General features: G+C 38.9%; 21 protein-coding genes and 1 other RNA gene. 7 read left to right on the top strand and 15 right to left on the bottom strand.

Annotated features, from left to right (window positions below; translation table 11 throughout):
- Positions 1–70: 70 nt before the first annotated feature.
- The gene (gene recQ / locus Q8S11_RS16510) at positions 71–2,257 is read left to right on the top strand and encodes a DNA helicase RecQ (RefSeq protein WP_305663229.1); all 2,187 of its coding nucleotides are present in this window, start codon (positions 71–73) and stop codon (positions 2,255–2,257) included.
- The gene (gene kdsA / locus Q8S11_RS16505; protein ID WP_305663228.1) at positions 2,257–3,069 is read left to right on the top strand and encodes a 3-deoxy-8-phosphooctulonate synthase; all 813 of its coding nucleotides are present in this window, start codon (positions 2,257–2,259) and stop codon (positions 3,067–3,069) included. The genes recQ and kdsA overlap by 1 nt, the downstream gene beginning before the upstream one ends.
- A 26-nt stretch (positions 3,070–3,095) precedes the next feature.
- Here the strand turns inward: kdsA and Q8S11_RS16500 are convergent, their stop codons facing one another.
- From Q8S11_RS16500 to Q8S11_RS16475, 6 genes are all read right to left on the bottom strand, one after another.
- Positions 3,096–3,995 (bottom strand): sugar phosphate isomerase/epimerase, encoded by a 900-nt coding sequence (locus Q8S11_RS16500; protein WP_305663227.1) that lies wholly within the window; start codon positions 3,993–3,995, stop codon positions 3,096–3,098.
- Between the two features lie 18 nt (positions 3,996–4,013).
- A complete protein-coding gene (locus Q8S11_RS16495) occupies positions 4,014–4,976 on the bottom strand; it encodes a hypothetical protein (RefSeq protein WP_305663226.1) in 963 nt (320 codons plus the stop codon).
- A 32-nt stretch (positions 4,977–5,008) separates the two neighbouring features.
- Entirely contained in the window at positions 5,009–6,373 is a 1,365-nt protein-coding gene (locus Q8S11_RS16490) for an enolase C-terminal domain-like protein (RefSeq protein WP_305663225.1), read from the bottom strand.
- Between the two features lie 92 nt (positions 6,374–6,465).
- The gene (locus tag Q8S11_RS16485) at positions 6,466–6,894 is read right to left on the bottom strand and encodes a DUF6526 family protein (RefSeq protein ID WP_305663224.1); all 429 of its coding nucleotides are present in this window, start codon (positions 6,892–6,894) and stop codon (positions 6,466–6,468) included.
- A gap of 1 nt (position 6,895) precedes the next feature.
- Positions 6,896–8,803 carry an OmpA family protein gene (locus Q8S11_RS16480; protein WP_305663223.1) on the bottom strand — a complete coding sequence of 636 codons (1,908 nt, stop codon included), beginning with the start codon at positions 8,801–8,803 and terminating at the stop codon, positions 6,896–6,898.
- Between the two features lie 129 nt (positions 8,804–8,932).
- On the bottom strand, positions 8,933–9,556 hold the full coding sequence (locus tag Q8S11_RS16475; protein WP_305663222.1) for a 7-carboxy-7-deazaguanine synthase QueE: 624 nt from the start codon (positions 9,554–9,556) through the stop codon (positions 8,933–8,935).
- A 91-nt stretch (positions 9,557–9,647) separates the two neighbouring features.
- Between Q8S11_RS16475 and Q8S11_RS16470 the strand changes: the two genes are divergently transcribed.
- The gene (locus Q8S11_RS16470) at positions 9,648–9,977 is read left to right on the top strand and encodes a Rieske 2Fe-2S domain-containing protein (protein ID WP_305663221.1); all 330 of its coding nucleotides are present in this window, start codon (positions 9,648–9,650) and stop codon (positions 9,975–9,977) included.
- Positions 9,978–9,981: 4 nt separating this feature from the next.
- On the opposite strand, the gene Q8S11_RS16465 is transcribed toward Q8S11_RS16470, so the two are convergent.
- The 4 genes from Q8S11_RS16465 to lepA all read right to left on the bottom strand — a co-directional run bounded on the left by Q8S11_RS16465 (position 9,982) and on the right by lepA (position 13,481).
- On the bottom strand, positions 9,982–10,407 hold the full coding sequence (locus Q8S11_RS16465) for a PIN domain-containing protein (protein WP_305663220.1): 426 nt from the start codon (positions 10,405–10,407) through the stop codon (positions 9,982–9,984).
- Positions 10,404–10,658 (bottom strand): DUF6364 family protein, encoded by a 255-nt coding sequence (locus Q8S11_RS16460; RefSeq protein WP_305663219.1) that lies wholly within the window; start codon positions 10,656–10,658, stop codon positions 10,404–10,406. The genes Q8S11_RS16465 and Q8S11_RS16460 overlap by 4 nt, the downstream gene beginning before the upstream one ends.
- A gap of 72 nt (positions 10,659–10,730) precedes the next feature.
- Positions 10,731–11,609, bottom strand: coding sequence for a bifunctional 5,10-methylenetetrahydrofolate dehydrogenase/5,10-methenyltetrahydrofolate cyclohydrolase (locus Q8S11_RS16455; protein WP_305663218.1), 879 nt, complete (start codon positions 11,607–11,609; stop codon positions 10,731–10,733).
- A gap of 84 nt (positions 11,610–11,693) precedes the next feature.
- Positions 11,694–13,481, bottom strand: coding sequence for a translation elongation factor 4 (gene lepA / locus Q8S11_RS16450; RefSeq protein WP_305663217.1), 1,788 nt, complete (start codon positions 13,479–13,481; stop codon positions 11,694–11,696).
- A gap of 189 nt (positions 13,482–13,670) precedes the next feature.
- On the opposite strand from lepA, the gene Q8S11_RS16445 reads away from it, so the two are divergent.
- The 3 genes from Q8S11_RS16445 (at position 13,671) to Q8S11_RS16435 (ending at position 16,667) form a co-directional block, all read left to right on the top strand.
- The gene (locus Q8S11_RS16445; RefSeq protein ID WP_305663216.1) at positions 13,671–14,804 is read left to right on the top strand and encodes an NAD(P) transhydrogenase subunit alpha; all 1,134 of its coding nucleotides are present in this window, start codon (positions 13,671–13,673) and stop codon (positions 14,802–14,804) included.
- Between the two features lie 85 nt (positions 14,805–14,889).
- The gene (locus Q8S11_RS16440) at positions 14,890–15,198 is read left to right on the top strand and encodes an NAD(P) transhydrogenase subunit alpha (protein ID WP_305663215.1); all 309 of its coding nucleotides are present in this window, start codon (positions 14,890–14,892) and stop codon (positions 15,196–15,198) included.
- 62 nt (positions 15,199–15,260) lie between these two features.
- Complete coding sequence (locus Q8S11_RS16435) at positions 15,261–16,667, top strand: NAD(P)(+) transhydrogenase (Re/Si-specific) subunit beta (protein WP_305663214.1); 1,407 nt, start codon at positions 15,261–15,263, stop codon at positions 16,665–16,667.
- A gap of 51 nt (positions 16,668–16,718) precedes the next feature.
- Here the strand turns inward: Q8S11_RS16435 and Q8S11_RS16430 are convergent, their stop codons facing one another.
- The 4 genes from Q8S11_RS16430 to smc all read right to left on the bottom strand — a co-directional run bounded on the left by Q8S11_RS16430 (position 16,719) and on the right by smc (position 23,142).
- Positions 16,719–18,098, bottom strand: coding sequence for a sigma-54 dependent transcriptional regulator (locus Q8S11_RS16430; RefSeq protein ID WP_305663213.1), 1,380 nt, complete (start codon positions 18,096–18,098; stop codon positions 16,719–16,721).
- A 110-nt stretch (positions 18,099–18,208) separates the two neighbouring features.
- An RNA gene (gene rnpB, locus Q8S11_RS16425) (RNase P RNA component class A) lies at positions 18,209–18,604 on the bottom strand.
- 20 nt (positions 18,605–18,624) lie between these two features.
- On the bottom strand, positions 18,625–19,524 hold the full coding sequence (locus tag Q8S11_RS16420) for a M20/M25/M40 family metallo-hydrolase (RefSeq protein ID WP_305663212.1): 900 nt from the start codon (positions 19,522–19,524) through the stop codon (positions 18,625–18,627).
- Between the two features lie 69 nt (positions 19,525–19,593).
- Entirely contained in the window at positions 19,594–23,142 is a 3,549-nt protein-coding gene (gene smc, locus Q8S11_RS16415) for a chromosome segregation protein SMC (RefSeq protein WP_305663211.1), read from the bottom strand.
- A gap of 166 nt (positions 23,143–23,308) precedes the next feature.
- Between smc and Q8S11_RS16410 the strand changes: the two genes are divergently transcribed.
- On the top strand, positions 23,309–24,292 hold the full coding sequence (locus Q8S11_RS16410; protein WP_305663210.1) for an aldo/keto reductase: 984 nt from the start codon (positions 23,309–23,311) through the stop codon (positions 24,290–24,292).
- A 45-nt stretch (positions 24,293–24,337) separates the two neighbouring features.
- Here Q8S11_RS16410 and Q8S11_RS16405 read toward each other — a convergent pair whose 3' ends face one another.
- A complete protein-coding gene (locus Q8S11_RS16405) occupies positions 24,338–25,186 on the bottom strand; it encodes an MBL fold metallo-hydrolase (RefSeq protein WP_305663209.1) in 849 nt (282 codons plus the stop codon).

Raw genomic sequence — 25,186 nt, 5'->3', positions numbered from 1 at the left:
ATAATTATCCGCAAAAATATGTTATTTTGAATATTATTATGACCCATTTTCAATTTTTTCCAGGCAGGCAATGGAAATAAACAAATCCTTGTTTGATAATTTACAGAATTTTTTTGGCTTTGATAACTTTAAGGGTGATCAGGAGGCAATTATAACCAGTATACTTCAGAAGAAAGATACTTTTGTCATAATGCCTACTGGTGGCGGGAAGTCGATTTGTTACCAGTTGCCGGCCCTGATGAGTGAAGGTACTGCCATAGTCATATCGCCCTTAATTGCCCTGATGAAAAATCAGGTAGATCAGCTTCGTGCGTTTGGAGGTACCGATAGTATCGCGCATTTCTTAAATTCTTCATTAAATAAATCTGAGATTACCAAAGTAAAGGAGGATGTTAGCAATGGAGAGACAAAATTGCTGTATGTAGCCCCTGAATCACTTACTAAAGCAGAAAATGTTGAATTTTTAAGAGGGGTATCCATTTCATTCGTCGCTGTAGACGAAGCTCATTGTATTTCAGAATGGGGGCATGATTTCCGGCCGGAGTACCGTAGAATCCGCCAGGTAATTGACAATATTGGTGATCATATTCCAATTATTGCACTTACTGCCACTGCAACCCCAAAGGTTCAGCAGGATATTCAGAAAAATCTGCAGATGAACAATGCGGCTCTTTTTAAATCATCCTTTAACCGGCCAAATTTATTTTACGAAGTACGTGCCAAGCGTAATGTGATCAAAGAGATTGTCAGGTATGCTAAAATGAATTCCGGGAAATCAGGAATCGTTTATTGCCTGAGCCGTAAAAAGGTTGAAGAGGTAGCAGAAGCATTAAAGCTAAATGGAATTAAAGCTCTTCCATACCATGCAGGGCTTGATCCAAAAACAAGGGCAGAGACCCAGGATAATTTTCTGATGGAAGATGTAGATGTTATCGTCGCCACAATTGCTTTCGGTATGGGTATTGACAAACCGGATGTGCGTTATGTCATTCATCATGATATACCAAAGAGCATGGAGGGTTACTATCAGGAAACTGGACGCTCAGGCAGGGATGGTGGTGAAGGTATTTGCGTTGCTTTTTATTCGCAAAAAGATATTGATAAACTAACGAAGTTTATGAAAGACAAACCTGTTTCTGAAAGGGAAATAGGAACTCAAATTTTAAAGGAAGTAATTGATTATGCCGAATCTTCTGTATGCCGGCGTAAACAGATATTACATTATTTCGGAGAGAATTTTAATGAGACCGGATGTAATAATATGTGTGATAATTGCCGTCATTCTAAAAAGTATTTCGATGCAGAAACTCCTTTGCTTAATGTATTGTCCTTGGTTAAGGAATTAGGTGAAAAGTTTGACGATCAGTATTTTATCAATATTATGTTGGGTATTGAAAATGCCCAGGTTGCTTCTTATGGGCATAGTAAGCATCCCCTTTTCGGTTCAGGAAAGGAGCAGGGTGAAATTTTATGGAAATCCTTATTGCGTCAGGCAGTGCTGAATAATTATGTTCAAAAGGATATAGACAATTATGGCTTATTAAAACTGACCAAATCCGGTATTTCATTCATTGAAAATCCGCATTCTTTGAAGTTTATACTGAACTATCTGATGGATCAGGCAGAAGATGAAGTTGAAGAGTCTCAGCAGCAAAGCGGAGCTCTGGATACCCAGCTTTTACAGATGCTAAAAGAACTTCGGAAAAAAATTGCAAAACAGAAGAATTTACCCCCATTTGTTGTATTTCAGGATCCATCATTGGATGAAATGTGCATCCACTATCCGGTATCTTTGGATGAACTTAAACAGATTCATGGAGTTGGTTCCGGGAAGGCTTTGAAATTCGGTCAAGCATTTATTGAGCTCATTAAAAAATATGTTGATGATAATGATATCGACCGCCCGGTCGATCTTGTGATTAAGAGTGCTGCCAATAAATCAGCACTCAAAGTGTCGATAATTCAAAATATCGACCGACAGATCGCTTTGGAGGATATAGCTACCGCTAAAGGAATTACATATGATGAAATATTAAGAGAGTTGGAAACCATTGTAAACTCCGGTACTAAATTGAACCTGAATTATTACATTGATGAGTTGATAGAAGAAGACAGGCAGGATGAAGTTTACACTTATTTCAGATCCGCAGAAACAGATTCGATTGATTCCGCAATGGCTGAACTTGGTACAGATGATTATACACGTGAAGAGGTGCAGCTAATGCGTATAAAATTTGTTTCAGAATTAGGAAATTAATGATTAATACTATACCGCAAATAAAATATACCGATTCTGGTAATTTTTTTCTAATGGCAGGGCCTTGTGCTATAGAAAGTGAGGACATGGCCCTCAAAATAGCAGAACGCATTGTAAATATTACCGATAAACTGGCTATTCCTCTGATATTCAAGGGGTCCTACCGAAAAGCAAACCGGTCACGTCTGGATTCCTTTACAGGAATTGGTGATGAAAAGGCACTTAAGATACTATCCCGTGTCAGTCGTGAATTTGCAGTTCCCACGGTAACAGATATTCATGAGAGTCATGAGGCTGCAATGGCAGCCGAGTATGTGGACGTATTACAAATACCCGCATTTTTATGTCGCCAAACAGATCTTTTAATTGCTGCCGCTAATACAGGGAAAACGATTAATATAAAAAAAGGTCAGTTTCTTTCTGCTGCTGCAATGCGCTTTGCAGTAGAAAAGGTTCAGGATTCTGGTAATCTGAATGTGATTCTAACAGACCGGGGTAATACTTTTGGATATCAGGATATGATTGTAGATTTCAGGGGAATACCAGAAATGAAATCCTTTGGTGTTCCGGTGGTAATGGATTGTACCCACTCCCTGCAGCAACCTAATCAGCCCAGTGGTATAACAGGTGGAAAGCCTGCTCTTATAGAAATAATAGCTAAAGCCGCTATAGCTGTTGGATCTGATGGATTATTTATAGAAACCCATCCGGACCTTGAGCAAGCAAAATCAGATGGTGCAAATATGCTTCATTTAGATTTGCTGGAAGACCTTTTAATCAAATTAATCCGGATAAGGCAGGCAATTGCCTGATCCGGATTAATAAGCGAGGAGAACAACTAAGATTTATTGTAAATATTAGCTTTTAACCATTCCACACTTGAAGCCGGATCATCGATACTTTTAGCACCATCCTGCTCAATAAAGGCATGTTTAACACCCGAAAGCCTGGAATTCTCAAAAATATGTTTAAAATCCACCTTGCCTTTACCAACAGGGCAAGGCCTTCCGGTAATTTTGTCTAGATCTTTAACATGCCATAATGGAAATCGATAGGGGTATTTTTGAAACAATGCCACCGGATCCATACCAGCTGCTGTTGCCCAGGCAAGATCCAGTTCCATAAATACTTTGTTTTTATCAGTATTGCCTAAAACATAGTCGAAAGCACTTATGCCTTCTATGGCTGTAAATTCCGACTGATGGTTATGGTAGGCAAATTTCATTTTGTTTTTTGCGGCGGCATCACCTGCTTTTATAAATATTTCAGTGGTTCTTTTTATCTCATCAAGCGTGTTGATTGATGAACTTGAACAAATTACCCAGCCACATCCGCCTTCAGCTGCTTCATCAACAATCTGTTGCAAATTATCCCTCAGATTTCTTGAGCCCGGTGCTACCTGTGCAGTACGCGGTAATCCACCCACATGATTACCTATCCATTTTAAACCTAAATCATTTACCATAGACGCAAAATCTCTCGCAGAATGTCTGTAATATAAACCACCGGATCCTGTGGCGGTCTCAAGTTCCTTGATTCCAAGTTCAGCAATTTGTTTAAGCACGGTTTTAGTATCCGCACCTGAAGCATTAATTATACTGGATAGTGTGTATACCTGTAAACCAAATGGCGGATATTTTAGAGCAGGATATCCATTTATTAAATTTGCACATCCGGGTATAACACTACTCAATGCGATAATCCCTGAAGTTTTGAGGAAGGATCTTCTGTTAATCATATATTTTTTATTTGATGATTATTTTTCTGTGGTGTAAAACTGATATTTAATAGTCCAGTTAAATTCTTTTCCCGGTTCTGCGTCTACCTTAATAAATGGCTCAGGACTAAGTGTGGTAGGAACCGACCAGTACATGAATTTTGATAAGGCTCGATCAGCAGTTATTCTCACTCCAGCCCCGGTTTTTTTGTTTTCGATTCTGAAATCATAATCCTCAACCTTATCACCTGAATATCCTGTAGGGTACTCCATTGTACTTTCTCCTTTTTTAAGATCCCTTATATAAGTCATTTTATTTTGACTAAAATCCATTAATTTTTTTCCGACTGGTTTGTTTTCAATTTTAAAGGGCAGGGTAACCGTGAAATCTGATCCTGTTGTCTGATTATCAATAACAAAGAAATTATGATTAAAAACGCTCGTATTAATGGATTTCTGACCCGTGTTCTTTAAGTTATGCTCCAATACAAGCTCAGGTTTTCCTTTTAATAACCTTACCGTTTTGGTATAGATATAAGAGTAACCTTTGCCGTCATTCAGTTTATGCGTAAAAATAACCCGGTCATGTTTTTTACGGATTTTCCATTCTCCAGTATTAACCAGTTCAAATGGAGCATTGAATCTGTAAGGACTATTATTTATCTTTTTTATTGTTCCAATGCCGATCTTAATAAAGGTTTCACCAGGTGCAGCTGAATCATAATCAATCGGGTCAAATGCTTCAACAGGTCCCGTAATTGCATCATGTCTTTTAGGATCATGTTTGGCGTACCATTCACCAAAGTATTCATGATCCTTGAATTTCAGGCTCGGTATTACTCCTGCCCAATCAAATCTGCTACCCCGGTAAAATCCATGTTTTGGATCAGGTAAGTATAATCTGACTTCAATTTCCCCATTTGAGATCCTGGCTTCAGGATATTGGGCAATAACCTGCATGCAGGAGAGTAGGAGACCTACAGTTAAAATGTGTTTTAGCATTATTAAAATAGTATAATTTATTAATAACAGGGTTATGGTCTGATTAGTGTGCCATCTGCTTTTCGCACCTGCCAGTTAGATTTTGTACCTATTGGATACTTTGCTGCTTCTTTTTCATTGATATCCACTCCCAGGCCCGGCACTTCATTAACATACATATAGCCATTTTTCATAGTTGGGCATCCTGAAAACACTTCCTTCATTTTATCTGAAAAACGAATCGATTCCTGTATTCCGAAATTCCAGACCGCAAGGTCGATATGTGCATTTGCTGCATGTCCTACAGGTGAAACATCGCCAGGTCCGTGCCATGCAGTTTTAATATTGAACCATTCTCCAAGCCTTGCTACTTTCATTGCAGGAGTAATGCCCCCGATCTGAGAGATATGTATCCGGATATAATCAAACCATTGGTTAACCATTGGGAGTTTAAATTCATTGATATTGTTAAAGAGTTCGCCCATTGCTATAGGGACAGAAGTACTGGTTCGGAGTTGTTTGAACCATTCCATATTTTCGGGAGAAAATGGATCCTCTATAAAATATGGGCGATAGGGCTCGAGCTGCTTGATCATGTTGATGGCATCCATTGGCTGAACACGTTCATGAATATCATGCAATAATTCCACATCATCACCACATTTTTTTCTTACGGCTTCAAAAATCTTAGGGACAGATCTCAGATAAGTCCGTTCATCCATATAAGCATCATTAGCTCCTCCAAAACCTGCTTCTTTAAAATCCGGTTTTTTCTGAGTTACACCAACCGCACCATATCCTCCCTGTTGTATCCTGACATATTTATATCCTTCATCCATGAACTTCTGGACATTATCTGCGACTTCCTCAGGCGTACTCCCGCTGGCATGAGCGTAACAAGGTACTGCAAATCTTACTTTGCCGCCAAGAAGTTGATATACAGGCATTTTCGCCCGCTTACCTTTAATATCCCACAAAGCCTGATCCAATCCGCTAAGGGCATTATTCAACACAGGCCCATTTCGCCAATATGAACTCACATATACCCCATGCCACATATCTTCAATATTGTCTACATCCTTTCCAACACAGAAATCATTGAGGTAACTGTCGATTGCAGTGACCACAGCCATAGCTCTCTGTGTGAAAGTTGCGCAGCCTAAACCGTATAATCCAGGTTCAGAGGTCTCAACTTTTACAACAATCAGGTTGGAGCCTGCAGGAGCACAGGTAATTGCCTTTACACTTGTTATTTTAACAGGTGCCATTCCCCGGGTATAGAAAGGAGATTCCTGTTCTGCAGCTTTGGAAGATGGAACTGTAGTAAACATTCCCATGATGCCTGCAGTTGAGCCAATTCCCAGCATTTTTAATGCTTCACGACGGTCAAATATGTTTTGTTTTGTTTTTGAATTCATATTTAAAACTGTTTAGATTTCAAAATTGCTTTTATAGAAATTTCTGTAAAAAGATAAATATTTTTAATAGTATTTGTTAAATTTAATGCTGTTTAAACTCTATGATAATCAGGTTTCCAAATTTTAATAACCTGTTTGATAGCTTTATTTGTCATATTCTCTTTTAGGGCCTTTTGGACAAGCTCCAGAAACTCTTCATCAGAAGCAAAACGAAGTGCCACGATCTGACTGATGCGCAATTCAGAAGGTAGAGGCTTGCCACTCAGAATATAATGCCTGAAATTCTCTTCAGCGCGGATTGCCCGATCCTGGGCTTTAAGCGGGAAAACCCGAACATACCAGTATAACATAATGCAACATAAGAACAATAGCACAAGCAGACTTGCAGAATAAAGATTATCTGTTCCGGAGGATTCAATTAGGTTGATAATTGATCCAATTAATCCGGATAATAAAAATAGAGCAAGTACTCTATGATAGCCAGTAATTAAACGGGTGTGATTTTTAAAATTCTGTTCCATTTTATTTTCTTATTATTTTAAATTCTGTTCTTCTGTTATTTTGTCTGTTATCTTCATTGGAATTATCATTTATCGGAAGGGCTTCGCCATAACCTTTATAACTAATCTTAGTGGCAGAAACATGATTACTCACCAGATAATTATAGACAGTTTGAGCCCTGTTTTCAGAAAGCTCCAGATTTGACTTCTCATCTCCAATATCATCAGTATGTCCGCCAATCTCGATTGAAACAGATGGATTATCCTTCATGAATCGGATCAGCTGCTGCAATTCGGTTTTAGATTCAGGGAGCAGATTGAATTTTCCGCTTTCAAAGAAGATATTATTCAAAATTACCAGTCCGCCAATCTCGATTTTCTGTAAAGGAATTTCAATTATAAAGGGCTTATTGATCATGTTAAGATTTGGTGTGAAGTTTTCGGAATAGAAGAGATACCCCTCTTTGGATACATTTAATCCAAAAGATTTACCGGCCATCATAGTTGCGAGGAACTCTCCGGTCTCAGGATCAGCTATATCATCAAAAATAGCCTTGCCATCTTTCAGGTTGATTATTTCAACTTTAGCGTCGAGAATTTCTTTCGTATTCTTGTCAAAAACCAGTCCTTTAACATAAGTTACAATATTGGGTCTCATCGCTTCCGGTAATTCGAATGAGTAAATGTCAAGTCCGCCAAAGCCTCCCTTCTGGTTGGTAGAAAAGAAAGCAAGTTTGCCATTACTGCTGATACTCAATCCGCTTTCTTCCCCAAAAGTATTGATTGGATATCCCAGATTCTGAGGTTTCTGCCATCCTGTTTGAACATCATCCTTAAAAACTTTACGGCTTAGGAACAGATCTTTATTTCCAAGTCCGGGCCAGCCATTCGAAGAAAAATATAGACTTTCATCATCCGTATGAATAAAAGGTGATTGTTCATCATATAATGTATTTATTTCAGGCCCAAGATTTACGGGTAAGCCCCAGGATCCGTCATGATTGAGATCCGATTTCCAGATGTCATATCCACCGTATCCTCCATTTCGGGTGCTGACAAAATATAAGGTTCTGCCATCAGCACTGATAGAGGGCTGAGATTCCCAGCCGGGAGTATTTACAGGTGCACCTATATTAAAGGGTTTACTCCATCCATTTCCTTCCCATCTTGAAATGTAAATATCACATCTGCCCAAACCATCCGGACGGTTACAGCCTGTAAAAAACAAATAATTGCCATCCGGAGAGATGCATTGAGCTCCTTCATTGTAATTGTAGGTATTAATCTCTTTGCTCAGATATTCAGCTGTAGTCCAGAGACTGTCACGCTTGATACTTTTGAAAAAATCTTCGTTTCTGTTAGACTGACGGGTGAATATGATCATTTTCTCATCAGCAGTGATTACGGGTAGATACTCCTCTTCTTTTGAATTAATTCCGGGACCCAGATTTACAGGTTTAAAACTTACCGGATTCTTTATGGCTTCAATACTAAAGAGGCAATCAGTAATATATTTAGCTGTTCTTTGCTTACTTTCTGAACTCAGGCCGGGATAAGAAAGATATTTTTTGAAATGTTCATGTGCATCATCATAATTGCCGGTATTCAACTCGCTTTCGGCAATTCCGAAATAAGTCAGTGGTAAAAATTCGGGATCTATTTCGATAACTTTCTTGTAACTGTTCAGGGCTTTGTTATAATTTCCTGATTTTCGATAAATATCACCCAGTTGCTGGTAAGCAGCGGTAAAATTTTTATCCAGATTGATTGCCTGATTCAACTCATTGATTGCCTTATCATACAATTTGTAGCCTAAATATTGATTAGCCTGATTGTAATATTTTTGCGCCTGTTTAATCGGAGAGGATATTTGTTTTTGCGCAAAACAAACACAAGGTAAAAGACTTATAAATAAGAGTATTTTTTTCATTCTATGAAGGCTTTGCCTTTGTATGAAGGTAGAAAATATTCTGTATTAAGTATATTGATTAATTTAACAGTTATAATACTAGGATAAACAGACCAATAAGAACTGCCGCTAAACTGAAGGGCAGCAGAATTAAGGAATATTAAGATATTTATGAGTCTGCAATGAGATTTCCCATTTTGGATTTTGCATTACATAATCGATGATCAAAGGGATTACCTCTGATGCTTTTGACCATTCAGGCTGAAGATAAAGTTTACATCCTTGGGATACTGTAGCGGCATATTCCTCTGCCCATTTAAAATCACTCTTATTGAAAACAATAACTTTTAATTCACCGGCTAATGGGGCAATATCGGGGCGCGGGGCTTTGAATTTTTTCGGTGAAAGACAAATCCAGTCCCAAGTACCCGAAAGGGGATAGGCGCCGGATGTTTCAATGAATGTTTTAATTCCTCTTTTCTGTAATTCTGAAGTAAGATAGTCCAGATTATAGATCAGAGGTTCTCCACCAGTCACAACTACCGCTTTGCCGGGAAATTTTTCGGCATTTTTTACGATTTGGTCTGCCTCAGTCAATGGATGCAATTCTGCATCCCAGCTTTCCTTAACATCACACCAGTGACAACCTACATCGCAACCACCCAAACGAATAAAGTAGGCTGCTTTTCCGGAATGAAATCCTTCACCCTGTATGGTGTAGAACTCTTCCATTAATGGTAATAAGGTGCCGTCTGCCGGAATTTGGTGTGCCATTTTGTAATTTAGAGCGCAAATATACTTAAGTTTAACCGTACAAGCCCTTGCAAAAAAGATAGAGACATAATGCTGACAATTCAAATTCTGTATGAACTGGATTAATGTACTACCCCTAAGAAACATTGCTTCTGATGATTTTATCAGAACAGTGCAGGTTTCAGGAAGAAAACTGTGTATTGTGAAGGTAGGAAAGGAATATTATGCCGTGCAAAACAAATGCCCTCATGCAGGTGCTGATCTGAGTAATGGATGGTGTGAGTCAGGTAAGCTGGTTTGCCCTTATCACAGGCATGAATTTGATCTTAAAACCGGGCGTGGTGCAGCAGGCCAGGGTAATTATATCGATACGTATCCGGTTGAACTGAGAGAGGACGGACTTTATATCGGAATTTCAGAGCCCTGGTGGAAATTCTGGTAAATTTTTAATCCTGTATGAAAAGATATTTTTTGCAGAATTCTTCACTGTTCAGAACTTCGATTTCTGAAAAATAAAAATCTGATTTATTTTCGGTGATGATGCAGTCGCAATTACTTTCCAGAGCTGCATAATATTCAAGTCCATCCTCAAAATCATGAATGGATGAATTCTCAATACATTTTAAAACAGCTTCACATGAGTTTGATGCAATGCTGATATGCTCTGAAAGGATTTTTATTTTAGACTTTGCAACACTGCTTTTATGCTTTTTTTCTGCAAAATAATAGGCAATAGCCAGACATATAGGGGAAGTCAGTAAACTGAATTTTTTGTTTCCGGCCAGACTAAATATTCTCGCTGAATTCGAGAAAGTGGGGTATTCTTTGTTCAATACAGAAACCAGAATATTCGCATCCAGAAAAATGTTCATTTCCTTGATTCGAAAAATTCTTTTTTAGCCGACTTCCTGCTTCTTTTGGTTTGATACTCAGCTTTACCTTCTGCTATCAGATTTACCCAATCAGCAATGGGGTATTGCTCGAGGGATTGGTAGTCAGTTGAAGTAACCTTTGTTAAAAGAAATTCTATAAGCCTTGATAAACTGATATCGTTTTTCTCTGCGTATTTTTTTGCTTTGTTGATAACCTCTTCATTAAAGCTAAGCGTTAATTTAGCATTCATAATTAACTCCCTTATATTATGACACAAAAGTAATATATATTACGTATAATTTAAAATAAAATTACGTATTGTTTAATATATCTCCTTTTTTGCAGAAGCCAGGGTGTTTTTGAGTAAGCCTACGATGGTCATCAAACCCACACCTCCCGGAACAGGGGTGATCCATGAGCTTTTGGGTGCTACATTTTTAAAATCTACATCGCCGTAAAGTTTGAAACCTGATTTGGTCTCTGTGGAAGTCTCGCGATTCATACCCACATCAATGACAATGGCACCTTCTTTTACCATGTCGGCTGTTATGAAATTCTTTTTACCAATTGCGACGATTAAAATATCAGCATCCAGACTGTATTTTTTAATATCCGGGGTTTTACTATGGCAGATGGTTACTGTACAATTTCCGGGATTAGTATTCCTTGCCATTAGAATGCTCATCGGTGAACCCACGATATTACTTCTGCCAACAACCACACAGTGTTTACCTGCAGTATCGATACCATATTCCTGAAGCATCAATAAAATACCATATGGAGTAGCCGGAAGAAAGGAGGGAAGGTTACGTTGCATTCGGCCCAGGTTAACCGGATGGAAGCCATCCACATCTTTTTCAGGAGAAATTTTTTCAGTGACCTTATCTGCAGAAATATGTTTTGGAAGAGGGAGTTGAACAAGGATGCCATCTGTTTCAGGATCTTTGTTTACCTCATCAATTTTCCGGAGCAATTCTTCTTCAGTAATTGTATTCTCAAACCGATACAATGTTGAATTAAAACCTACCTTTTCACAGTTTTTTATTTTACTGGCTACATAGGTTTCAGAACCACCATCATGCCCAACAAGTATGGCTACCAGATGGGGTTTGCGACCCGTTTTTTTTAAAATTTCGGCCGCCTCGATTGCGATTCTTTCTTTTAATTTCTCTGAAACAAATTTTCCGTCGAGTAACTGCATGTTTATTTAAAACTTGTATTTATTAACATTTAAAGGCTTTTCAACATTTATATTTCGCAATTCGCGTAATGCGAAATTTATAAATTAATCTAGTTTGAGCACTGCCATGAAGGCTGTTTGGGGTATTTCCACATTTCCTACCTGTCTCATTCGCTTCTTACCTTTTTTCTGCTTTTCGAGAAGCTTGCGTTTCCTCGAAATATCGCCACCATAGCATTTTGCGGTTACATCTTTACGTAAGGCTTTTACCGTTTCGCGTGCAATAATTTTCGCACCGATTGATGCCTGAATAATAATCTCAAACTGCTGGCGCGGAATAAGTTCCCGAAGTTTCTCACAGATTTTTTTTCCAAAATTATAGGAGTTTGTTCTATGAATTAATGAGGAAAGCGCATCAACAGGTTCACTGTTCAGGAGTATATCTAAACGCACAAGGTCAGACTGCCGGTAGCCGATCTGATGATAATCAAATGATGCATATCCTTTGGAGATTGTTTTTAAGCGATCGTAAAAATCGAACACTATTTCTCCCATTGGCATTTCGAAGATCAGTTCAACTCGGTCGGAGGTAAGGTAGGACTGATTGATTATGGTTCCACGTTTCTGAATACACAATGACATTATAGGCCCTACAAATTCAGATTTAGTGATGATATTTGCCTTAATATAAGGTTCTTCCACATGATCCAGTTTACTTGGATCAGGCAGATCGGATGGGTTATGTACATCGATCTCCACACCTTTCGAAGTAAAAGCCTTATAAGATACGTTCGGAACAGTGGTAATCACCGTCATATCGAATTCCCTTTCCAGTCGCTCCTGTATAATCTCCATGTGGAGCATACCAAGGAAACCACAGCGGAAGCCAAATCCCAAAGCAGCTGACGATTCGGGTTCAAAAACAATTGAAGCATCGTTTAGTTGCAGCTTGTGCATGCTTTCACGAAGCTCCTCGTACTCATCAGTATCTACCGGATAGATACCTGCAAATACCATTGGCTTAACTTCCTCAAAACCTTTGATTGGTTCTGAACTTGGCTTATCCTTATGAGTAATGGTATCTCCGACTTTTACTTCCCTTGCTTCTTTTATCCCCGAAATGATGTAACCCACATCACCGGTTTTAATCACATCTTTTGGTTTCTGGGTTAACTTTAAGGTACCTACTTCTTCTGCGATATAATCCTTATCGGTCGCGACAAATTTCACCTTATCACCCTTTCTGATTTCACCATTAAGTACCTTATAATACGCAATAATTCCTCTGAAAGAATTAAACACAGAGTCAAATATCAGAGCCTGCAATTCGCCATCCGGATTTCCCTTTGGAGCAGGAACACGTTCAACAATTGCTCTTAATATATTATCAACACCCAATCCGGTTTTTCCGGATGCTGGAATAATCTCTTCACGCTTACAACCAATTAGTTCAATGATTTGGTCTTTCACTTCTTCGGGCATGGCTCCGGGCAGGTCCATTTTGTTTAGGATTGGGATGATTTCAAGATCATGCTCAAGTGCGAGGTACAAATTGGATATGGTTTGTGCTTGTATCCCCTGTGAAGCATCTACGATTAGTAATGCGCCTTCACAGGCAGCAATCGAGCGGGAAACCTCATAAGAAAAATCGACGTGGCCCGGTGTATCTATTAGATTAAGCACATAAGCCTGCCCATCCTGAATGTAATCCATTTGGATTGCATGACTCTTAATGGTAATTCCGCGTTCACGTTCAAGATCCATGTCGTCAAGCAGTTGAGCCTGCGATTCACGATGGGTGATTGTATTAGTATACTCAAGAAGACGGTCAGCCAGGGTGCTTTTACCGTGATCAATATGAGCAATTATGCAAAAGTTACGTATATACTTCATTTGAGGCGCAAATATAGTTTATTAAGCTCAAATTTTATTCCAATTAAAGAATTCATGATCCGGATTAATTATCTTGCTTGAACTTGAAGTTCACCCGAAAATATTTGTAATTTTTTTAATGCACCTTTCTTTATAGCTAATTTTTTTTTCTATTTTGGGAAACAATCATTAATAAATATTAAAGAATTCATGACTATTGGTATTTTGCTTGAGCCTATCCCGGAAACGCGGGTATCATTAATTCCCGAACATATTTCAATCCTGAAGAAACACAATATCAATGTATTAGCTGAAAGCAATTGCGGTGTTAAGGCATTTGCTCCTGACACACTCTATTCTGATCAGGGTGCAGAAATTAGTTCCAGAGAAAATATTTTAAATAATTCAGATATTTTATTGAGTATACATCCGCTGACTGAGGATGATCTTGGCAAGGCAAAAAAAACTGCAGTGATTCTGGGTGTTTTTAATCCACTTGCCAATTTTGAATTAATAAAAAAATGGGCGGAGCGCGGATTTACTACCTTCAGTATGGACATGCTTCCTCGTACTACCAGGGCTCAGAGTATGGATATCCTGAGTTCTCAGGCTAATATTGCCGGGTATAAAGCAGTAATTCTAGCCGCAATGCAACTTCCGAAGTATTTTCCTATGTTCATGACAGCAGCAGGAAGTATTGCGCCTGCAAAAGTGATGATACTGGGAGCAGGGGTTGCCGGACTTCAGGCTATTGCAACCGCCAAAAGATTGGGTGCTGTTGTTGAAGTTTTCGACACCCGTCCTGCGGTTAAAGAGGAAGTAATGAGCCTGGGGGCCAAGTTTATAGAAGTTGAAGGTGCCCTTGATGCTTCAAAGGCTGGTGGCTATGCAGTTGATCAGACCGAAGAATATAAGCAAAAGCAACAGGCACGCATAGCAGAGGTTGCATCAAAAGCCGATGTGATTATTACAACCGCACAGATACCTGGCAAAAAAGCACCAATTTTATTACCAGACAGTATTTTGGATAATATGAAGACCGGATCGCTTATTATTGACCTGGCTTCGATCACCGGGGGAAATACCAGCAGAACCAAAGACCGTGACACTGTTGTTTATAAAAATGTAACTATTATTGGTAATTCAAACTTGCCCGGAACCATGCCTTCAGATGCCAGTAAACTATATGGCAAGAATATTCTGAATTTTCTTCAACTCATCATCGGGACAGAGGGACAGCTCAATTTAAATTTTGAGGATGATCTTGTGAAAGGAACCTGTATTACAAACAATGGTGAAGTATGCAATGATCGGGTGAAGGAATTGACTGGGAATAGTAAGTAATAAGTTGTAAGTAATAAGTTGTAAGTTAAGTTTTGACAATAACTCCAAACAACTAAATCATAATTTTTAAAAGATAATTCATACTATGGATGAGACATTAAACTGGCTTAGCCAGCATCAGCAAATGATTTACATTGTGATTCTGAGTGTATTTCTTGGAATTGAGGTCATAGGTAGAGTTCCCAGCGTTTTGCATACACCATTAATGAGTGGTGCCAATGCGATTCATGGCGTAGTTATAATAGGGGCTATTATTGTGATGGGAAAGGCAGAAAGCGAAAATTTGCTTGCCCTTGTTCTTGGTTTCCTTGCCGTAATACTGGGCACTTTAAATGTTGTGGGTGGTTTTGTGGTGACAGATCGAATGCTTGAAATGTTTAAAAAGAAAAAATAGTAAACCTGAATATTTCAGACCAGTTTTAGTTCAATCCTTATAAAATTCAGAGACAGAGTACAATGGAATTAAATATCTTGATTATTTGTTACCTGATAGGTTCCGTAACCTTCATTATTGGTTTAAAGATGTTAAGTCATCCGGAGAGTGCGAGAAACGGAAATCTTATTGCCGCTGCTGGTATGGCTATTTCTATTTTTGCTACCATCTTCCTGTATGAGGAGGAGGGACTCAAATTAGGTAATTATATCTGGATTTTTTCTGCACTGATCATTGGTACGATCTTAGGTACAATGGCCGCTAAAAGGGTAAAAATGACAGCTATGCCCGAAATGGTTAGTTTGTTCAACGGAATGGGAGGGGCTTGTGCTGCCTTGATTTCCATTGTAGAATTTGACCACCTTTCTCATCAAATCCAGGCAGGTGCTACCGCTGACCGCGGAATATTACTGATTATTTTTGCGGGATTGATTATCGGGACGATTTCGTTTGCTGGAAGTATGGTAGCCTGGGGCAAATTAAACGGAAAGATCAAGGATTTCTCCTTCAATGGGCAACACATCGTAAACCTGGTTATATTCGGTGTAATTATTGCACTTTCTGCTTATCTGATCATTTCACTGGATACGGCCGCCAATACTTTATTCTATGTCGTATTCGCCTTATCGGTGGTTTACGGACTGCTATTCGTTTTTCCAATTGGAGGTGCAGACATGCCGGTTGTTATCTCATTACTAAACTCATTTACAGGAGTTGCTGCGGCATTCGGAGGTTTTCTATATGATAATCCGGTAATGTTAACAGGTGGTATTCTCGTTGGATCCGCGGGTACTATTCTGACAATTTTAATGTGTAAAGCAATGAACCGCCCATTGAGTAATGTACTAATTGGTTCATTTGGTGGTTCTTCTGCCGGATCATCTGGTAAAGAACAGGGAGCATACAAAGAAATAAGCATTAGTGATTCTGCTGTGGTCATGAGTTATGCTAAACGGGTAATGATTGTACCGGGTTATGGTCTTGCGGTGGCACAGGCACAGCATGTATGCCATGAACTGGAGAAATTACTCTGTGATAAAGGTGTAGAGGTAAATTATGCTATTCACCCGGTTGCGGGACGTATGCCAGGGCATATGAATGTTCTCCTTGCTGAAGCAGATGTTGATTATGCCAAATTACTCGAAATGGAGCAGGCAAATGAAGAATTCCCTATGACTGATGTGGTTTTGATTTTAGGTGCCAATGACGTAGTTAACCCGGCAGCAAAAACAGACCCTGGATCACCAATTTATGGTATGCCTGTCTTGGATGTAGAACTTTCCAAGCTTGTGATCATCAATAAACGAAGCATGAATCCCGGATATGCGGGTATAGAAAATGAACTTTTCTTTCAGCCTAAATCTTCAATGCTATTTGGAGATGCTAAATCAGTGCTTCAGCAACTTGTCACTGAGATCAAAACACTCTAGTAAGTTAAAAGCTGAAAGGATAAAGCAGGATAGCTTTCTGTTTTAAGCTTCCTAATCGGCTCTCTTCAGGCCATATTTTTCAATTTTACTGTAGAGGTGGCTCCGTTGGATGTCAATATCATCTGCCGTTTTAGATACATTCCAGTTATTTTTTTCGAGCTTGTACTTGATATAATCGCGTTCAGCACCATCCTTATATTCCTGAAAGTTTGTAAACTGATCAAAATTTGTATGTGGCTTAGCAGGGGTATTTTCAGAGCCTAATGAAAAAGAAGATGGATTTGCAAAGTTGATAACATCATCTTCTGTAATTAATTTATCGCTCAAAATAATCAGTCGCTCAATCATGTTACGAAGCTCCCTGATATTACCTGTCCAGTTCATTTCCTGTAATGAACTCATTGCCGAATCGCTGATTTTTTTAACCGGCATACCATAATCATTGCAGATCTCCTCACAAAAGTTTTGTGCGATAAGTGGTATATCTTCCTTACGCTCAGTTAAATGAGGTACATGAATCAATATTACACTTAAACGATGGTAGAGATCCATTCTAAAGTTTCCTGCTTCAATTTCCTTTTGCAGGTCTTTATTTGTTGCAGCAACTACCCTGACATCAACTTCTATCTCTTTTTCGCCGCCAACCCGGGTAATTTTGTTCTCCTGAAGTGCACGCAGAACCTTTGCCTGTGCTGAAAGACTCATGTCCCCGATTTCATCAAGAAACAATGTGCCCCCGCTTGCTTGTTCAAATTTTCCGATTCTCTGCTTGATTGCTGAAGTGAAAGATCCTTTTTCATGACCAAAAAGCTCGCTTTCTATCAGTTCAGAAGGTATTGCAGCACAATTTACTTCCACTAGTGCTGAATTGGCCCGATTTGATTTCTCATGAAGCCAACGCGCAACAAGTTCTTTACCACTTCCATTTGCACCTGTAATAAGTACCCTTGCATCGGTGGGCGCTACTCTTTCAATAGTAGCTTTGATTCGTTCAATGGCTGCAGAATTTCCCAGAATCTCACGGGTCTTGCTGACTTTACGCTTTAAAACCTTGGTTTCTGTTACCAGAGTTTTACGCTCCAATGCATTTCTTACAGTAATCAGTAAGCGATTAAGATCAGGTGGTTTTGAAATAAAATCATAGGCGCCTTTTCTACTGGCTTCTACTGCTGTTTCAATGGTCCCATGTCCGGAGATCATTATAAATGGCAGATCCGGCTGAATTTTTAGTGCATCGGTGAGCACCTCCAGTCCATCCATTTTATTCATTTTTATATCGCAAAGAACCAGGTCATATTCATTTTTCCTGATCAGCTCCAATGCATCTATTCCATTATCAATATCTTCAACCTGATACTCTTCATATTCAAGAATTTCCCTCAATGTACTTCGGATTGCCCTCTCGTCATCAATGATTAATATTTTTGCCATAAGTATTGAGCAGATTTTTAAAATACTTCTTTAAGTACCGAATATCGGAATCCTGTCTGCTATAACAAACAGGATGCCGAAAACCCTATTATTCAGAGGTTTTGAAAAATAAAAAATGCAAGCCTGTAAGCCGGGTTCTGTATCCCGCATATGCGGGACTTCTATCATTTATCTGGTCGCGCAATTGCTTACGTGATCTAACGACCTACCCATCCCGGATAATGCCGCACTTGCGGCATAAGGAAGCGAGCAGCTTCACTTCCGGAACCTATTTGGTCTTTCAACTCCTGGGGTTTACCGCACTGCATGTCACCATACAGAACCGTGAGCTCTTACCTCACGTTTTCACCTTTTCCCTCAAACCGAAGTTTGGGGGTAGTTTGTTTTCTGTGGCACTGTCCGTCACCGCTTGCGCGATGCCTTCCCGTTAGGAAGCAGGATGCTCTGTGTTGCCCGGACTTTCCTCTCACCCGCAAATGCGGGAGAGCGATAGAACGGCTTGCATTACAAAGATAGTGATTTGTTATCAAGGCTGGATGCGGGCAAGATTTTTGTCAAGGCTGATGATACTTTTCAGGATAGCTTTGCTGGCAGAATAAAAGAAGTCAGGGTTGATATTAGAAAAATCATCACTTGCTTTGTGGTAATCAACATGGTCTTCAACACCGAAATAAAGAAAGGGGATATTCTCCTTCGCAAATGGTCCATGATCACTTTGCATTGTCCAGTCATCTTTACCTGATTCGGGTTCATCATGCCCAAATCTGATAGAGATACCCGTGTTCTTATCTGCATACTTTATAATATCTTTTATAAGCGGGGTTTTATTGGTTCCGGCAGCATATAGTTCAGACTTATCGTTATGCGAAACCATATCCAGATTAATATTGAGTTTGATTTGTTTCCTTGAAGGGACTGGTTTTTTTAAAAAGGAATAAGCACCCTGTAAGCCCATTTCCTCTGCATCAAATGCGATGAATAAGATGGTGTTTTTTGGTTTATTTTCTTTGAAATATTTTGCAATGGATAACATAGCAGCAACTCCTGAGGCGTTATCGTCAGCACCATTAAAGATCACAAAATTGTTTATTCCAACATGATCATAATGTGCAGAAACTATAATTACCTCATTAGATCTTCCTTTTACATAGCCAATCAGGTTAACTCCTCTGATTTCCTTATTACTTCTGTCACTGAAAGTGAAAGGATGCCTATAATCCTTGTTGTATGCATCCAGCCCGGTTTCCTTAAATCGATTAATGATATATTCGGCAGCCATGAAATTTCCGGGAGTACCTGTTTTCCTGCCCTCATACTTATCGGATGAAAGTGTTTCTATATCCTTAAGTAATATTTTCCGGTCAATATTTTGGGAATTGGCACTGGAAACGGAAAATAGAGCCAGAATTAATAAGAGTTTTTTCATATTAGACTAAAAATCAAGCACAGAATTCATCTTATTCATGCTGTTTTAAAAAGCCGGTGATTTTTGACCTCAAGCTACTTCACGAATGTCAACAGCCACAACCCTTGAAACACCCTGTTCTGCCATAGTCACACCGTAAATAATATCTGTGCTGGCTATGGTTCGTTTATTATGCGAAACGATAATAAACTGTGACTGGTCTGAGAATTCCCTGATAATATTATTGAACTTATCAATATTTGTATCATCCAGTGGTGCATCCACTTCATCAAAGATACAGAAGGGGGCTGGCTTTAAAAGATATAGTGAGAAAAGCAGTGCAGTGGCCGTCAGCGTTTTTTCACCTCCTGATAATTGATTGATGGATAGTGGCCGTTTACCTTTCGGACGGGCAATAATATCAATGTCAGATTCGAGTGGGTTGCCAGGATCAACAAGTACCAGATCGCAGCTATCTTCTTCATTGAAAAGAGAACGAAAAACCTGGATAAAATGAGTCCTTACATCGCTGAATGCGGCCATAAACTTTTCCTTCGCTGTATCATCTATTTCTTTTATTGTTTGTAATAATGATGATTTGGCTTCAGCCAGATCTTTTTTCTGAGATTGAATAAAATTATACCGTTCATTCATTTCCTGATACGCTTCCATGGCCATCGGGTTGATTGCCCCAAATTCATCCAGTTGTTTTTTAATCCGCTCAGTCTTTTCACGGATATCATGTTCATTATCAATTCCCTGATGATTAATTTCTTCATCCAGTAATATTGATATATCAACATCGAATTCTACTGATAGTCTTTCCTTTAAGGCATTTAATTCCAGTTTTATTGTGGTTTTCTGTTCTTTTAATTCGTTGGAAATCAGTTCAGCCTGTTCTTTATTCCTGCGTAGGGAGCTTATTTTTTCTTCTATTTCTGTGATCTGAACCCTGGAAGCATAATAGCTCTGTTCAGCCTCGCTTACAGCTGTTTCAAATTCCTCCTTTTGAACATACATTGCAATCAGATCTTCATCTGAAAAATCGGCATGCTGAAGAATTTCCTTAATTCCAATTTGTGTTTTTTCAAGTTCTGCCTGGTTTAACTCTATACGGGATTCAAGGTTCTTCTGCTGACTTTCACGGTATTCAAGGTCTTTTTCTATTCCCGATACTTTGTTTTGCTGCTGATGGAAACGAATATTTTCCTGGTTATAGAGTGCCGACTTTGAATTCAAGGTTTCAGCAAGCTCATTATAGCTTTGCTGATCATTAAGAAGTTGATCCTGCTTAATTTGTTTGTTGACCTTTAATTCAATAAGAAGTGGTTCCGATGCAAGTAGTTCATTACTGATACTTGCTATTTTTTGCCCGATATCCTGTTTTCTGTTGAGGCTGTTTTCAATAAATGTCAGATATTGCTCCTGTTTTGTTTTAACAGAGATGTATTCATTACTTAAGTTGTTAATTTCGATCTGAGATTCCTGAAGCAGTTCTTTTTGTGAAGAATCTATCAGATTTTTTAATTTGATCTCTTCTGCTGCAATTGAATTCCTAAGTTTAAAAATTAAAGCCTCGCCGCTATTAATCTCTTTTGAAAGTTTTTCGAGATTTTTAGCCCTTCCAATACGCTTACCTTCAAATAGTCCGACAGACCCACCCGACATTCCGATCCTTGTCTTTGTAAACATCCCTGTCTTACTTAAAATGACAACCTGTTCTGAGGGCATGGGCGAACGTAATTCATTCTCATCCCCCGATAGTAACAGATAAACATTATAAAGAAGCATTTCACATAAAGGGCGGTATTTGGCATCGGTGTCAATAATTTCCAAAGCCGAAACGAGGTCTTTACGGTCAGTATTTACTGAAGGTCGCTTCCCTGCCATACTTAAAGACTCAAGTATGAAGAAATTAGCTCTCCCCCTTGAGGAATCGCTGAGTAATTGAATTGCCTGAACTGCCTCGGACTGTGTTTCTACGACATAATGATTCATGACCGGTTCGAGGTAGTTTTCAATCGCTACCCGGTATTCTTCCTTACAAAAAAGTATGTCCGAAAAAAGCGGAGCCTGCTTTGTCCAGCCTGCACTTTTTTTTAGAAAACGGATAGATTCCGGAAATCCTTCCAGATTATCAACCATCGACTTGGTCAGGTTATATTCATTCTGTTTGGAATCTAGGATCCGGCTCTGCTGATTGAGAATTTCTTTTTGATCTTTTAGCTGCTCAGTGCTTCGACGAATTTGTCGCTCCAATTCGTCCTCAATCTCCTTATTTTGATTGTATTGCTTTTGTTTGGTTTCCAGTCGGTGCTTTAACTCGGTAATTACTTTATTAAATTCATTTAATTCAATTTCTTTCGATTCAGTATCGGCCATATTCCGGTTACTTTCCTGATGAAGCGCTTCCTTCTGGATATTCAATATGGCAATCTCTTTTTCAAGTTTATATACCTGATTTTGGAGTTCATTATTTTCAATGCTGATGGTATCGAGTGCGGATTTTGATTTTTGTTGTTCTAACCTTAATTCAATGATTCCCTGATGCTGACTTTCTGTTGAAATACGCAGTTTCTCAAGAACTTCACTTTCCTGTAGATGCTCTTCATTTAAACGCTTCTGATTGTAAAAAACGTGGTTAAGCTGATTCTGATCTTTTTCAAGTTCATCACTTAGTCTTGTTTTTTTATCTTCAAGAAAGCGTAACTGCTCATTTTTTAATTTCTTCTCACCTTCATAGCTGCGGATCTTCGCAATAAACTCATTGGTAGCCTTCTGTTGAATCGAAAGATTCTTTTCGAGATTCAGGTTTTCAAGTTTTAGTTTCTGTAAAAAGGCTTCCAGATTGCTTATTTCAGTGTTTATTCCGATGCTATCCAGTGAATGCTGCTGCTCTTTTTCTTCCAGTTTAGCTAAGGAATCCCTGAATCCAATAATACGAAAGGAGGCCAGGCTCAGACTTAATGTTTTATATTGTTCCTTTAGCCGATAATATCTTTCTGCTTTTTTGGCTTGATTTTCAAGAGTTTTCAGATTTTTTTCGATCTCAAATAACAGATCCTCAACACGGCTAAGATCGGCTTCTGTATCTTTTAGTTTATTGAGGGTTTGTCTTTTTCTTAGTTTGTATTTGGATATACCTGAGGCCTCTTCGAATAAGGCCCGTCTTGAATTATCCTTATTGGCAATGATCTCATCAATCATTTTCAGTTCGATAATAGAGTAGGAGTCTGATCCTATCCCTGTATCAAGAAATAAATCTGTAATATCTTTCAAACGACACTGAACATCATTTAAACGGTATTCACTCTCGCCCGAACGATAGAGCTTACGGGTAATGGTAACCTTTGTAAAATCAGTGGGAAGAATGTTTTTGGTGTTATCAAAGGTAAGCGAAACCTCGGCCAGATTCGAAGGCTTTCGTGTTTTAGTCCCATTGAAAATGATATTTTCCATTTTCTCGGAGCGTAGCATCCGGGTACTCTGTTCTCCCAGTACCCAGCGTATAGCATCGACAACATTCGATTTGCCACAGCCATTCGGGCCCACGATAGCGGTTACACCATCATTGAAATTGATCGTAATTTTATCGCCAAAGCTTTTAAAACCTTTGATTTCCAGTTGTGTAAGCTGCATTTTCTTCTTTCCGCTACGGGCAGATTGTGATTAGTTTTAAGGGTTCAATTTATAAAATTCCCCATATCAATTAACAATTAAAAGAATGAAATTGTAAGTATTTTTTATGTTTACAAAACGTATTTTTAACTAAGATACAAACAGTGCAATTAAAATATATAAAACTATGGAATACAGACGTTTAGGTAAATCCGGATTGAAAGTTAGTGCCCTTTCTTTAGGAAGCTGGTTAACTTTTGGTCAGCAAATTGAAGATAAGGTTGCAGAAGAATTAATGGACATCGCCTATGAAGGCGGAGTGAATTTCTTTGATAATGCCGAAGGCTATGCAGGTGGGAAATCGGAAATTGTGATGGGAAACATTCTCAAAAAGAAAAAATGGGACCGCAGCTCATACATTGTATCCAGTAAGATCTTTTTTGGAGCTGAGGAGAAAAAACCAAATATGATCGGCTTGTCTAAAAAGCACCTGTTTGAGGGGACTCATAATGCCCTTAAACGCTTGCAGCTGGATTATGTGGATTTGATCTATTGCCACAGACCTGATAAGGAAACTCCGATTGAGGAAACTGTTTGGGCGATGCATCAACTGATTCAACAGGGAAAAGCATTGTATTGGGGGACCTCTGAATGGAGTGCTCTGGAAATAATGCAGGCTCATTATTTCGCAGAAAAAAATCACCTCGTCCCACCAGTGATGGAACAACCTCAGTATAATATGCTTTGGCGGGATAAAATGGAAATGGAGTTTTTATTATTGTTCAGGGATTTTGGTATGGGCACTACTATATGGAGTCCAATGGCTTCCGGATTACTTTCTGGAAAATACAACAATGCTGATCCCAAAGATGCCCGTTTCAGCATGGATAATCTTGAATGGCTCAGAAACAGACTGCTTGTGGAGTCAAACATACATAAGGTTAAACTATTGCAGGCAATTGCAGAGAGACTGAATACCTCTTTAGCTAAACTCGCTATTGCATGGTGTTTAAAAAACCCTCATGTCAGTACCGTTATTTTAGGAGCTTCAAAGACTGCACAGTTAAAAGAAAACCTCACTTCACTCGAAGTAGTGCCTTTGCTCACCAATGAAATTATGCTGGAAATTGATGAAATTACAGGAACTAAACCTCAGGTGATCATTCCTTAGAATAAGGCTGACAGGGTTTAAAGGCTGACAGGGTTTTGAACCCTGTCAGCCTTTAATATCAGTTAATTTAAAGGTATCCTTAACCCTGATGCCTTTTTCTGTATCCTGCAGGGTACAACATTCATTTATTGGGTCGTGTTCCAGGTAGAGGATGTAATCGTTCTCAAGGGCCTCTGTGAGAAATTTCTTCTTCTCATTCAGGGTTTTGAGCGGAAACATATCGTAGGACATGACATAAGGCATTGGAATATGTCCGACAGAAGGGAGCATATCAGCCATGTACAGTATGGTCTTTCCTTTGTAACTTATCTGAGGTAGCATCATTGCATCGGTATGCCCGTATGCAAAGCGTATTTTTATATGATCTGTAAAGTCTACACCATCAGTGGTGTCAATAAACTTTAACTTACCGCTTTCCTGGATGGGTAAAATATTTTCCTTCAGAAAGGAGGCTTTTTCACGATCATTAGGATGAACAGCCCATTCCCAGTGTGCTTTATTGCTCCAATATGTAGCATTTTTATATGCAGGCACAAGACTTCCATCTTCAAGTCTATCAATAGAGCCGCCACAGTGGTCGAAATGAAGATGGGTTAAAAATACATCAGTAATATCATCCTTTGTAAAACCACTATTTTGGAGGGATTTTTCAAGAGTATCTTCACCATGCAGGTAATAATGCTTTAAAAATCGCTCGTCCTGTTTGTATCCGATTCCATTATCAATCAGGATTCTGCGATCTCCATCTTCAACCAGGAGGCAGCGCATTGCCCAGTTACATAGGTTGTTCTCATCTGCAGGATTAGTTTTCTGCCAGATAGATTTGGGCACAACACCAAACATAGCCCCACCATCCAGTTTAAAAAATCCTGCGTTTATTGTAAATAATTTCAT

Source organism: Daejeonella sp. (genome assembly GCF_030695525.1).
Classification (GTDB): domain Bacteria; phylum Bacteroidota; class Bacteroidia; order Sphingobacteriales; family Sphingobacteriaceae; genus Daejeonella.
This window is presented reverse-complemented; position numbering and strand designations above follow the sequence as displayed.

Coding starts and splice junctions, on each gene's coding strand:
- Q8S11_RS16430 (WP_305663213.1), bottom strand. CDS start 18,098: ATGGCAAAAATATTAATCATTGATGACGAGAGGGCAATCCGAAGTACA.
- smc (WP_305663211.1), bottom strand. CDS start 23,142: ATGCAGCTTACACAACTGGAAATCAAAGGTTTTAAAAGCTTTGGCGAT.
- Q8S11_RS16470 (WP_305663221.1), top strand. CDS start 9,648: ATGAACTGGATTAATGTACTACCCCTAAGAAACATTGCTTCTGATGAT.
- Q8S11_RS16500 (WP_305663227.1), bottom strand. CDS start 3,995: ATGATTAACAGAAGATCCTTCCTCAAAACTTCAGGGATTATCGCATTG.
- Q8S11_RS16485 (WP_305663224.1), bottom strand. CDS start 6,894: ATGGAACAGAATTTTAAAAATCACACCCGTTTAATTACTGGCTATCAT.
- Q8S11_RS16440 (WP_305663215.1), top strand. CDS start 14,890: ATGGATGAGACATTAAACTGGCTTAGCCAGCATCAGCAAATGATTTAC.
- Q8S11_RS16445 (WP_305663216.1), top strand. CDS start 13,671: ATGACTATTGGTATTTTGCTTGAGCCTATCCCGGAAACGCGGGTATCA.
- Q8S11_RS16460 (WP_305663219.1), bottom strand. CDS start 10,658: ATGAATGCTAAATTAACGCTTAGCTTTAATGAAGAGGTTATCAACAAA.
- Q8S11_RS16405 (WP_305663209.1), bottom strand. CDS start 25,186: ATGAAATTATTTACAATAAACGCAGGATTTTTTAAACTGGATGGTGGG.
- Q8S11_RS16465 (WP_305663220.1), bottom strand. CDS start 10,407: ATGAACATTTTTCTGGATGCGAATATTCTGGTTTCTGTATTGAACAAA.
- Q8S11_RS16480 (WP_305663223.1), bottom strand. CDS start 8,803: ATGAAAAAAATACTCTTATTTATAAGTCTTTTACCTTGTGTTTGTTTT.
- Q8S11_RS16410 (WP_305663210.1), top strand. CDS start 23,309: ATGGAATACAGACGTTTAGGTAAATCCGGATTGAAAGTTAGTGCCCTT.
- Q8S11_RS16435 (WP_305663214.1), top strand. CDS start 15,261: ATGGAATTAAATATCTTGATTATTTGTTACCTGATAGGTTCCGTAACC.
- recQ (WP_305663229.1), top strand. CDS start 71: ATGGAAATAAACAAATCCTTGTTTGATAATTTACAGAATTTTTTTGGC.
- kdsA (WP_305663228.1), top strand. CDS start 2,257: ATGATTAATACTATACCGCAAATAAAATATACCGATTCTGGTAATTTT.
- Q8S11_RS16455 (WP_305663218.1), bottom strand. CDS start 11,609: ATGCAGTTACTCGACGGAAAATTTGTTTCAGAGAAATTAAAAGAAAGA.
- lepA (WP_305663217.1), bottom strand. CDS start 13,481: ATGAAGTATATACGTAACTTTTGCATAATTGCTCATATTGATCACGGT.
- Q8S11_RS16490 (WP_305663225.1), bottom strand. CDS start 6,373: ATGAATTCAAAAACAAAACAAAACATATTTGACCGTCGTGAAGCATTA.
- Q8S11_RS16495 (WP_305663226.1), bottom strand. CDS start 4,976: ATGCTAAAACACATTTTAACTGTAGGTCTCCTACTCTCCTGCATGCAG.
- Q8S11_RS16475 (WP_305663222.1), bottom strand. CDS start 9,556: ATGGCACACCAAATTCCGGCAGACGGCACCTTATTACCATTAATGGAA.
- Q8S11_RS16420 (WP_305663212.1), bottom strand. CDS start 19,524: ATGAAAAAACTCTTATTAATTCTGGCTCTATTTTCCGTTTCCAGTGCC.